The sequence below is a fragment of the Pseudomonas sp. GM102 genome (assembly GCF_000282555.1).
Taxonomy (GTDB): domain Bacteria; phylum Pseudomonadota; class Gammaproteobacteria; order Pseudomonadales; family Pseudomonadaceae; genus Aquipseudomonas.
The window spans coordinates 19,433-30,409 of sequence record NZ_AKJB01000066.1 but is presented as its reverse complement, the minus strand read 5'-3'; the positions used below and the strand labels follow the sequence as shown (position 1 = coordinate 30,409).

Sequence of the window (10,977 nt, the reverse complement as noted above, 5' to 3'; positions counted from 1 at the left end):
CTCGGTGAATAGTTGTTTTTGTGGTCTGTAACGGGTTTGGAGCCCAGGCATTCGGGCAATTGCAAAACTCAAATCCTGAAGCGATTGAGCAGTTTGTCCTGCTGGCCGACGTGATCCACCATCACTGAACATTGGCGAACCTGCTTGTCCGCACTGCCGGATACTTCAAGGCTGATATCGCGGATATTGGTCGTGTTGCGATTGATTTCTTCGGTCGTGGCGCTCTGTTCTTCAGCCGCCGCGGCAATCTGCAGGTTCATGTCATTAATGCGATAAATGGCCTCACGGATGCGCTCGAGGGTGTCATTGGCTGCATTGGCATCCCCGGCCGTCTTGCTGGCCGTGTCGCGGCTCTGCTGCATTTGCACTTGGGCGTGTTTCACGCCCGTCTGCAACTGGTCGATCATCTCGCGTATTTCCTGCGTGGATTGTTGGGTTCGCGAGGCCAGTGAGCGCACCTCATCAGCCACCACAGCAAATCCGCGTCCCGATTCGCCGGCACGTGCCGCCTCGATGGCGGCATTGAGCGCGAGCAAATTGGTTTGGTCGGCGATGCTGGTGATGACCGCCACGATGGATTCGATGCTTTGACTGAGCGTGGACAACTCGTTGATCGCATGACCGGTGGCGTCCATCTCCTCAGCCAACCGCTTGATCGCCCCCGTCGACCTGGAGACCAAAGCAACCCCGTCTGCTGTTTCCTCGTTGGCAGCGATCGCCGCTTCGGCCGCGGCTTGAGCGTTACGCGCCACATCCTCGGCAGTCGAGGCCATCTCGGTCATGGCGGTGGCCAGTTGATCCAGTTCTTGTAATTGGACCTGTACGCGGTTGGCTGCCTGATCCGCTTCACACGACGTCGCTGTGGTGCTCTCGCGGACGTGTTGCGAGCTGTTTTTCACGTCGCCAATGAGCGTTTTCAGGTTCTGCAGGAACTGGTTGAACTCCCCGGCGACCAGCGCAATTTCATCATTGCCGACCACGGGTAGTTGGCGGGTCAGGTCGCCTTCTCCGCGATTGATGTCGGCCAACGAATCCTTGAGTTGATCCAGGGGCCGCAGTAGCCGCCTTACCAGCAGACCCAACACCAACAGGCTAATCAGCACGCCCAGACCAGTACCGATGACGGCTCGCCAACTCAGGATGCGGGCTGCGGCCATCACGATGTCCTGATCCAGCACCACACCGATGTACCAATCCATGCCCTTGAGATTGGAGAGCGGAATGAAAGACACCAGGAGGGACTTCCCACCGCTGCTGACCTCCTGAAGCTGACTATCGAGAGGCAGGGCGCTGCCTGCGAAAAGCTGGTTGTAGGGCTTGCCGTTCAGTTCCGCGTCCGGGTGGGAAATGATGTTGCCACTTTTACTCAGCAGGAACGCATAACCGGCTCCACCGAAATCCAGGGTATTGATGGCATCGGCAACCGTAGTCAGGCGGATGTCACCGCCAAATACCCCGAGCAACTGACCGGCGTCGCTGATTCGCGCGACCGCCGAGATCAGAATTTCACCCGTGGTGGAGTCCTTGTAGGGCTCGGTTAAAACGGCTTGGTTACCGGTTTTTCCTGTCGCGTACCAAGGGCGGGTGCGACCGTCATAATCAGGTTTTGGATTCCACGATGCAGTGTTCTTGATGGGTTTTCCATCAGACTCAAGGGCGCCGAATACCAGCTTGAATTCATCTTTCAGAATGGGCGAATCGATGATTCGTTGGGTCGCTTGCGCACTGTACTGGCGGTCGATCGCCTGGGACGCAAAATCCATCAGACGTAGTTTGCCGTTCAGCCAGTTTTCGATCTGACGTGCCACAGCATTGCTCGATTCGGAGATGCTCGCCTCGACCTGGTGACGCAAAATCGTACGTATCTGCTCTACCTGAACCAGCGATAGAAGACTGGTTGTCACGAACAGCACACAAGCAGCCACAAGGCTCACCTTGTAACGGATTTTCATCGAGGACTCCAAAGGATCGATCAAGGGGAGCAGAGCATCCAGTCCCTTGAATGTCAGGTTATCGAGGACGCCTTCGCGAGCAAGCCCACACATTGGTTTTGTGAACGCCACAGATCAAATGTGGGAGCGAGCCTGCTCGCGATGGCCATCTGAAGGGCAACACCGAAACATCTGCATCGCCCACGCTTTTTAGAAGAAGCCCAACGGATTGATGTCGTAGCTCACCAGCAGGTTTTTGGTCTGCTGATAGTGATCGAGCATCATCTTGTGGGTTTCACGACCGACGCCAGACTTCTTGTAGCCACCGAACGCGGCATGAGCCGGGTACAGGTGATAGCAGTTGGTCCACACACGGCCGGCCTTGATGGCGCGGCCCATGCGATAGGCGCGGTTGATGTCGCGGGTCCAGAGGCCGGCGCCCAGGCCGAACTCGGTGTCGTTGGCAATGGCCAGGGCTTCGGCTTCGTCCTTGAAGGTGGTGATGCTCACCACCGGGCCAAAGATTTCTTCCTGGAACACGCGCATCTTGTTGGTGCCCTTGAGCAGGGTCGGCTGGATGTAATACCCGGTCGCCAGGCTGCCCTCGAGTTTTTCCACCTTGCCGCCGGTCAACAGTTCGGCGCCTTCGCCCTTGGCGATGTCCAGGTACGAAAGGATTTTGTCGAATTGCTGCTCGGACGCCTGGGCGCCGACCATGGTGTCGGTGTCCAGCGGGTCGCCACGCTTGATCTGCAGGACTTTATTCATGACGACTTTCATGAACTCGTCATAGATCGACTCCTGCACCAGGGCGCGGGAAGGGCAGGTGCAGACTTCGCCCTGGTTGAAGAACGCGAGCACCAGGCCTTCGGCGGCTTTTTCGATGAAGCTTGGCTCGGCCTTCATGATGTCTTCGAAGAAGATGTTCGGCGACTTGCCACCCAGCTCCACGGTGGACGGAATGATGTTTTCGGCGGCGCATTTCATGATGTGCGAGCCGACCGGAGTCGAGCCGGTGAAGGCGATCTTGGCGATGCGCTTGCTGGTGGCCAGGGCTTCCCCGGCTTCTTTGCCGAAGCCTTGCACCACGTTGAGCACGCCGGGCGGCAGCAGGTCGCCGATCAGTTCCATCAGCACGGTAATGCCCAGCGGGGTTTGCTCGGCAGGCTTGAGCACGATGCAGTTGCCGGCGGCCAGGGCCGGGGCGAGTTTCCAGGCGGCCATCAGGATCGGGAAGTTCCACGGGATGATCTGCCCGACCACGCCCAGCGGTTCATGGATGTGATAGGCCACGGTGTGTTCGTTGATTTCGGCCGAGCTGCCTTCCTGCGCACGGATGCAACCGGCGTAGTAGCGGAAGTGATCCACTGCCAGCGGGATGTCGGCATTGAGCGTTTCACGCACGGCTTTGCCGTTGTCCCAGGTTTCGGTGACGGCCAGCAGCTCGAGGTTTTGCTCGATGCGGTCGGCGATTTTCAGCAGCACCAGGGAGCGGTTCTGAACCGAGGTTTTTCCCCAGGCATCGGCAGCGGCGTGGGCAGCGTCCAGGGCCTTTTCGATGTCTTCGGCGCTGGAGCGCGGGAATTCGGCAATCGGTTGGCCATTCACCGGCGAGGTGGTGGTGAAGTACTGACCCTTGACCGGTGCGACGAATTCGCCGCCGATGTAGTTACCGTAACGGGACTTGAAGGAAACGATGGCACCTGGAGTGCCAGGGTGGGCGTAGTTCATGGTGAGGTTCTCTTGTTGTTTTTTGGTTGCGACCGCCCGTGAGACGGCCGCTGTCAGTTACACAAACCGTGCGGGATCAGGAGCCCTGAGGCGATTCTCCGCGTGCCAGGCGCGCATTGATGTCTTCAATGACAGCAGGTAGATCAACGATGGTGTCGATCAGGTAGTGCGGGCGGGAGCCTTCGAACATCTTGACGATGCGCGCGCGTTCCTCGGCCAATTCCTCCAGGGACAAATCCTTGAATTCTTCATAGGTCAGGCCCAGTGCGTTGCCGGAACAGGTCAGCGCGACGGTCCACATGCCGGCGCTACGACCTTCGAGAATACCGGGCCAGGTGTCGTCGACCTTGACGCAAGCGGCGACGTCGTTGATGCCCAGAGCGATTACGTTGGCCAGCGCCTGGGCCGGGTGCGGACGGCCATTGGGCACTTCGTCGGTCGCCACGACGTAGTCGGCGACGTAGCCGTTTTTGCGCGCCAGCTCGACGACTTTCTCCATGACCACCGCTGGGTAACCGGAGCACGAACCGATTTTAAGACCCTTGTCGCGCAAGGCATCAATGGTATCCAGCGCACCAGGAATCAGCGCCGAGTGCAGGGCGATCTTTTCGATCTGCAACGGCATGAAGCGCTCATAAAGGGCGGTGACATCGTCATCAGTCGGCAGGCGGCCGAAGGCGGCCTGGTAACGTGCGGCGATCTGAGGCTCGTTGCACAAAGTGCGGATGTGGTCCCACTTGCCCATGCCCATCGGTCCACGGGCTTCGGCCAGGGAAACTGCTACGCCAAACTCGGCGAAGGCTTCGACGAAAATTTGCGTAGGGGCAAAGGAACCGAAATCAACGACGGTGCCCGCCCAGTCCAGGACCACGGCTTGCAGTTGGGAAGGTTGTTGGTAGTGCATGATGATTGCTCCAGCGAAGGGTAAGTGGGTACTACGAGTTCAGGAGTTGGTGCCGACGATGACCGGTTGTACCGGGATCGAGACAGACAGTTGGCTTTCCACCGTTTTCGGGCGGCTGTTCCAAAACGGCACCAACATCAAGCTGGCCAGGAGTGCAGCGCCGGTGAACACCATGAACACGGTGATGGTGTCGAAGTAACCCGGCAGCAGGCCGCCGAGGACCGCACCGACCGAACCACAACCGTTGACGAAACCTGCGGCGGACGCCGCTCCGTCCTTGCTACCGAAATCAATGGCCGCCGAGCCGCTGATCATTGAGTCCGGGCCGTAGAGCGTCAGCCCCATCATGAACAGCAGGCCGACTACCATGTAAAGACTGCCGCTCTGCATCGCAGGAACAAACAACCCCAGGCAGACGGTAAGGACAACCAGACTAAGAACGCAGGCCGGTATACGACGGGCGCCGAAGTACTTGTCTGATGCGATACCGATGAGGATTGGACCTAACAGACCTGCCAATTCAAAAGAAGTGGGTACGATGGCGGAGGCGACCTTGCCAATCTCGGGCATGCGTTCGTAGATGATTACCGGGCCCCACAAGAGGATGGCGTAGCGCGCGGGTTTGAGCATGAAATAGGCAAGGCCGAGAACCAGCACGGTTCGATTTTTCATCACGGTGCGCAAGCCAGCCCACATACTTTCGCGCGGAACTACGACATTGCTGACGGGTTCGATCTCGATCTCGACAGGAGGCAGACCCACGTCTTCCGGCTGGTTGCGTTGCAGGAAAAAGAACAACACCGCCACCACCAGCACCACGACGGCGCTGCTGATGAACGCTATGCGCCAGTCGTGGTACGCGTTGTAGGCCCACCAACCGGCAAACGGAGTGGCCACCATCCCGCCAAAGGCATAAGAAGTGCTCCAGTACCCCAGTACGCGGCCACGCACGCCTGTACTGAAGAAACTGCCGACGTTCTTGCAAAGACCTGACCAGCCGGTGGACTGAGCCAGGCCTTGTACCAGCATGCAGGAGACGAAAATCGGCAAGGTGGCGTAGGTACCCATGAGTAGCGCCGCCAAGGCCGAGACGACGAGGCCGCTCAGTACGACGACTCTTGGGCCGAAACGGTCAGAGAAGTTGCCCCAAAGAAACTGACCCACGGCATAAGCGGTCAGGTAAAGGGCGTCGAGATTGGCCATCATGGCCTTTTCGAGCATGAAGCTTGGGTCCTCGCCAATACCAAGCTTGGCGACAGAGAACGCTTTGCGGGTGAAGTAGAAGGCGGCATAAGCCACCCAAGTGATCAGGAAAATCTGCACGCGCCAACGCTGAAGAGATTTCCAGCCGCTTGCGAGAGGGCTTGTGGTGTTGTTCATGGTGTACTGATCCCGTATGTGGTGCCAGACAGCGCAAATTGGTCGGTTTTTGTTTTTGTTTTCGGTGCACAAGTCTGTCCAGACGCACGACATCGATCAGATGGCCGTGAGAATGGCATCAGGCTTCAAGTTATGAATGACTGCGATCGCTGACTCCTGCCCGGCGCTGCCGAGCGATACGTCACCGAATCCATGGTTCAAAAAAAGATCCCCGCCCAGAGGCGCTACCCATTGCACCTATGCTCGAATCGGCAGGGATCTTGAAAGGGGTCGTCAGGCTGCCGGTTTTGGCATGTCCACGCCCATCGCCACGAGGCTGTCAGCAATGGCACGCAGCAGTTGGTGAACGATGTATTCGTCGATCTGACCGATGCATCCGATGCGGAAGCTTTCGGCCTGCGTCAGCTTGCCCGGGTAGATGATGAATTGGCGGGTCTTGAGCTCATCGTAGAAACGCATGAACTCAAAGTTCGGATGCTCGGGGCAAAAGAACGTGGTGATGATCGGCGACAGCCAGCAGTCTTCCAGCAGGGTCCGGAATCCCAGTTCACGCATGCCGCTCACCAGCACGTCGCGGTTGCGCGTATAGCGCGCCTGACGACCTTGCACACCGCCTTCAATTGCGTGCTGTTCGAGCGCTTTGTGAAACGCCACGACACTGTGGGTCGGCGGAGTGAAGCGCCACTGACCAGTGCGTTCCATATAGACCCACTGCTCGTAGAGGTCGAGGGACAGCGAGTTGGCGCGACCCTTGGCGGACTCCAGTACGCTGCGACGGATGATCACGAAGCCGAAGCCCGGGATGCCCTCGATGCACTTGTTGGCCGAAGACACCAGCACATCAAAGGCGATTTCTTTGACGGTCACCGGCACAGCGCCGAAGGTGCTCATGGCGTCGATGATCAAGCTCTTGCCGTGGGCCTTCACCACGTCGGCGATCTCGCGCAGTGGGTTGAGGATGCCGGAGCTGGTTTCGCAGTGAACCAAAAACACATGGGTCACGTCCGGATTGGCCGTGAGCAGGGCGTCAACTTCATCGGGCTGCGGTGGCAGGTAGTCGCCCTTGTCCAGAGAGATGAAGGCGCGACCGAGATATTCCAGGGTTTTGGTGGCGCGCTGGCCGTAGGCGCCATTCATCAGCACCAGGGCTTTGCCATCTCGCGGGATGGCAGTGGCCAGGGCGGCTTCAACCGAATAGCTGCCGCTACCTTGCAGAGGCACGCAGGCGAAGCTGTCGTCCTGCACGCCGGCCATCTCGAGCAGCGTCTGGCGCACTTCGGCGGTGACCTTGTTAAAGGCACCGTCCCATGAGCCCCAGTCGCGGAGCATGGCTTCCTTGGTGGCTTTTGAGGTGGTGAGCGGGCCTGGGGTCAGCAGGTAGGGTTCACCCAAAGCTGGGGTTGCCAGCGGTTGAGTGGTCGGGAATTCGGCTTTGGTCATGATCTTCTCCGGCAGTATTGTTTTTGTGGTGAGGAGTGATGCATGGGTGGATATAAACAATGAATTAGAAATAAGAAAAATCGTTTTATTGTATTTCATAAATAAGCTGAGCTTATTAGTGCTGCGTATCGATTTGGCCGATACAAGCCTCGAATCAACCGATTTGAACAATGCATCCAGAACGGTAACGCTTCCTGTATTTCAGACATCTACGGTCGGCGAACGAAGAGGGTGACCGAGCATCGAGGCCGCCGAGCGCGGCGTGGTACAGGGGTAGCAGTGGGTCCATACACATGACCCATGCGATACGCGCGATTGATTCAGTTGTGGCCGTCCATGGACGGCCACTGTCAGTTTCAGCAGATGGTGTCAGGAACCTTGAGGGGTTTCACCGCGCGCCAGGCGGGCATCGATGTCTTCGATGACGGCCGGCAACTCGACGATGGTGTCGATCAGATAGTGCGGGCGCGAGCCTTCGAACATCTTGGTGATGCGGGCACGTTCTGCGGCCAGCTTGTCGGAGGGCAGGGCCTTGTACTGATCGTAGGTCAAGCCCAGTGCGTTGCCGGAACAGGTTAGCGCGACCGTCCACATGCCTGCGCTACGACCTTCGAGAATGCCGGGCCAAGTGTCGTCGACCTTCACGCATGCGGCGACATCGCTGATCCCCAAAGCAATCACATTGGCCAACGCCTGCGCCGGGTGCGGACGACCATTGGGCACTTCGTCGGTTGCTACTACGTGGTCGGCGACGTAGCCGTTTTTCCGCGCCAGCTCTACGACTTTCTCCATCACGACTGCCGGGTAACCGGAGCACGAACCGATTTTAAGACCCTTGTCGCGCAACACATCGATGGCGTCCAGCGCCCCGGGAATCAGCGCCGAGTGCAGGGCGATTTTCTCGATCTGCAGCGGCATGAATCGCTCGTAAAGCGCGGTGACATCCTCATCGGTCGGCAGGCGATCGAAGGCCGCACGGTAGCGTTCGGCGATCTGTGACTGGTTGCAAAGCGTGCGGATGTGATCCCATTTGCCCATGCCCATCGGACCGCGGGCCTCTTCCAGGGAGACAGCGACGCCGAACTCGCCGAAGGCTTCGACGAAGATTTGAGTCGGTGCGAAGGAACCGAAATCAACGACGGTGCCTGCCCAGTCCAGGACCACGGCTTGCAGTTGGGAAGGTTGTTTGTAGTGCATGGTGAATCTCCAATTTTGGGTAGGGGAAGGCCGTCCCTCTTGTCACCAGGAGGTAAGCCTATTGATTGTTGAAACGCGTTACGGAATCAGGTAGTCGGTATAGGACTGGAGTCGAACAACTCCGCGATCATCGGCCGGTTTCTGCGAATACCCAGGCAGCACAGGTGGTAGTCGATTGAAAACGGGTGATCGACAAAGGTGATCGGCTTGGTGCCTGGCGTTTCGGCGTACTCGACGGCAGACACGAAGCCGATACCGATGCCCTTGGCGATGGCGTGGACGATCGCCTCGCGACTGTTCAATTGCATGACACAGTTCAGATTGACGCCAAGACGCTTGCAGCTTTCTTCCACCAGTTGCCGGGTGCGTGAGCTTTTTTCCCTCAGGACCCACTTTTCGTCGCTGATCTGCTCGACGTACACCTCTTTCTGCCGGGCCCAGGGATGGTCGTCGCGGACAACGGCAATAATCGGATAGCGTCGATAAAGCTGCGTATCAAAGCGCTGGTCGAATTCGGAGAGCGCAAGAATCGCCACATCGATATCGAAGTTGAAAAGGCGATCCAGCGTCTCTTTCTCAGGAGAAAACGACGTTTCCAGTTCAATGTCCGGATGCCGCTGCATCAATTCGTAAGTCAGGTTCATCGCAATGGGCGGGGAGACCGCGCCCAAGCGCAGCATCCCGGTTTTGCGTTGCTTGAAACTTTGCAGAAGTTGCACGGCTTCATCCTCTTGGCCGAAGAGACCTTGGGTGATCGCATAGAGTTTGTGTCCCGCCGAACTCATTTCGATAAACCGGCCTCGACGATGAAAGAGTTCCACGGAGAACTTCTTCTCCAGCGCGTTGACCTGTTCACTGACAGTCGGCTGACCAACGCTCAGGTACTCGGCGGCGAGGGTGAAACTGCCGGTCTTCGCCACCGCATGGAAGGAACGTAGCCACTTGTGGTACTGGTACATAGAAGATCCTGTTCCCGAGCCGCCGCTGTTGATTCAAACCTCTGTGCCGGGCGATCAACGTCTGATGAACAACGCGACCACCGCACTGCACAGGCATGCAGCCGTAACCACGATGAAGATCAAAGACGTGTTGCCGGTACTGTCGAGCATACTGCCGATCAGCGGTTCCGCCAGGCCGGCGAACAGATAGGACGAGAAGTTCATCACACCGGTTGCTGTGCCCGCGCGCTTTGCGCCGACCAGGTCCGGGCAGAGCGCCCAGAAACTCGACGCCGGGCCGTAGACGAAAAAACCGCAAAGGAACAACGCTACAAGACCGGTCGCGCTATGAGGCGCAAGGGTCCACATCCACAGGCTCGTACCTGCCCCCAGGAACATGTAGAGCATGATCGCCAGGTAGCGTTTGGAGCCGAACAGCTTGTCCGATATCCAGCCATTACTGAGCGCGCCGATGGCCATGCCCACTGGCAGGGCAACCGTGATCCACTTCGGATCGATCATGCTGTCGCCGGTTTTCCAGTTGGCACCCAGAAAGTGCACCGGTACCCAGACGATCAAGCCATAGCGAGCGGCGTTCTGAAAACCCAGGGACACCGCAGCGATGATCAGACGAAAGTTCTTCAGCACGGCTTTGTAGCGTTGCGCGGAGGTTTCGGCTTCGCCGTGTGCCACTTCATGATTCTTGTCATCGGCATTGGCGACGCCGGTATCGGCGAGCGGTTCGAAACCCATGTCCTGCGGACGTTCACGCGCCACCAGGTAGAAAATGATGCCACCCGCCAGCATCAGCAGCACGGGCAACCGGAAGATCCAGCGCCACTCCAGTTGCAGCACCTCGAGCACCACGATGGAGGTCACATAAGAAAGGACCGAGGCGCAACCGGCGGCGAACACGTAAAGGCCATAGACCTTGCCGCGCTCACCGGTGCTCCACCAATTGGAGATCAATCGACTGCCTGGCGCCCAGCCCAATGCCTGGAAGTATCCATTGATGCCCCAGGGCAGGATCAGCGCGGAAAAACTGCTGGCGAAGCTGGTCACCCAGTTGGCGCCGCAGGACAGTACGGCGCCAAGGGTCATGATGCGTCGGCCGCCGAACTTGTCGGCGAGGTTGCCGTTGATGGCCTGGCCAATGGCATAGGCCCAGAGCATGGCAGCCGATGCCCACCCAAGGTGTTCCTTGGTAAAACCGAACTCGGCCTGAATGCCTGGAATGGCAAAACCGAAGGTTTGCCGACCGGTGTAGAAAAACAGATAACAGAACATGGCAGCCAGCAGCATGCGCCACTGGGCGACTCGAAACGACGAGGTGGATGCTGCGATACCTGGCATGGTTTGGGCACGATTCATGATCTTTTCCTTATTATTGTTCGGTCCCTCCGAATGTCGTCGGAGGGTGCACTCTTTTGTGGGTGCAGCAGGAAATCGTCGCGGT

General features: G+C 58.2%; 8 protein-coding genes and 1 pseudogene. All 9 read right to left on the bottom strand.

All coding sequences use genetic code 11. The features are described 5' to 3' along the window. Positions 1–68: 68 nt before the first annotated feature. A complete protein-coding gene (locus tag PMI18_RS31955) occupies positions 69–899 on the bottom strand; it encodes a methyl-accepting chemotaxis protein (RefSeq protein ID WP_371916953.1) in 831 nt (276 codons plus the stop codon). 27 nt (positions 900–926) lie between these two features. Beyond that, positions 927–1,952 (bottom strand): annotated as a pseudogene (locus PMI18_RS31950) (HAMP domain-containing protein); the annotation flags it as partial. Positions 1,953–2,141: 189 nt separating this feature from the next. Further along, complete coding sequence (exaC, locus tag PMI18_RS12145) at positions 2,142–3,662, bottom strand: acetaldehyde dehydrogenase ExaC (protein WP_007902260.1); 1,521 nt, start codon at positions 3,660–3,662, stop codon at positions 2,142–2,144. A 76-nt stretch (positions 3,663–3,738) separates the two neighbouring features. After that, positions 3,739–4,566, bottom strand: a complete 828-nt coding sequence (gene phnX / locus PMI18_RS12150) for a phosphonoacetaldehyde hydrolase (protein ID WP_007902258.1) — start codon at positions 4,564–4,566, stop codon at positions 3,739–3,741. 39 nt (positions 4,567–4,605) lie between these two features. Continuing rightward, positions 4,606–5,946: an MFS transporter gene (locus tag PMI18_RS12155; RefSeq protein ID WP_007902256.1), complete on the bottom strand. Its 1,341-nt coding sequence runs from the start codon at positions 5,944–5,946 to the stop codon at positions 4,606–4,608. A gap of 273 nt (positions 5,947–6,219) precedes the next feature. Then, complete coding sequence (locus PMI18_RS12160; protein ID WP_007902254.1) at positions 6,220–7,386, bottom strand: 2-aminoethylphosphonate--pyruvate transaminase; 1,167 nt, start codon at positions 7,384–7,386, stop codon at positions 6,220–6,222. A 369-nt stretch (positions 7,387–7,755) separates the two neighbouring features. Beyond that, the gene (gene phnX, locus PMI18_RS12165) at positions 7,756–8,583 is read right to left on the bottom strand and encodes a phosphonoacetaldehyde hydrolase (RefSeq protein ID WP_007902252.1); all 828 of its coding nucleotides are present in this window, start codon (positions 8,581–8,583) and stop codon (positions 7,756–7,758) included. 86 nt (positions 8,584–8,669) lie between these two features. After that, positions 8,670–9,542, bottom strand: a complete 873-nt coding sequence (locus PMI18_RS12170; protein WP_007902250.1) for a LysR substrate-binding domain-containing protein — start codon at positions 9,540–9,542, stop codon at positions 8,670–8,672. Between the two features lie 54 nt (positions 9,543–9,596). Further along, positions 9,597–10,892 (bottom strand): MFS transporter, encoded by a 1,296-nt coding sequence (locus PMI18_RS12175; RefSeq protein ID WP_007902248.1) that lies wholly within the window; start codon positions 10,890–10,892, stop codon positions 9,597–9,599. Positions 10,893–10,977 lie beyond the last annotated feature (85 nt).

Bases quoted from the DNA above. Each gene is read 5' to 3' on its own strand.
- exaC (WP_007902260.1), bottom strand. From the start codon at position 3,662: ATGAACTACGCCCACCCTGGCACTCCAGGTGCCATCGTTTCCTTCAAG.
- phnX (WP_007902258.1), bottom strand. From the start codon at position 4,566: ATGCACTACCAACAACCTTCCCAACTGCAAGCCGTGGTCCTGGACTGG.
- PMI18_RS12155 (WP_007902256.1), bottom strand. From the start codon at position 5,946: ATGAACAACACCACAAGCCCTCTCGCAAGCGGCTGGAAATCTCTTCAG.
- PMI18_RS12160 (WP_007902254.1), bottom strand. From the start codon at position 7,386: ATGACCAAAGCCGAATTCCCGACCACTCAACCGCTGGCAACCCCAGCT.
- phnX (WP_007902252.1), bottom strand. From the start codon at position 8,583: ATGCACTACAAACAACCTTCCCAACTGCAAGCCGTGGTCCTGGACTGG.
- PMI18_RS12170 (WP_007902250.1), bottom strand. From the start codon at position 9,542: ATGTACCAGTACCACAAGTGGCTACGTTCCTTCCATGCGGTGGCGAAG.
- PMI18_RS12175 (WP_007902248.1), bottom strand. From the start codon at position 10,892: ATGAATCGTGCCCAAACCATGCCAGGTATCGCAGCATCCACCTCGTCG.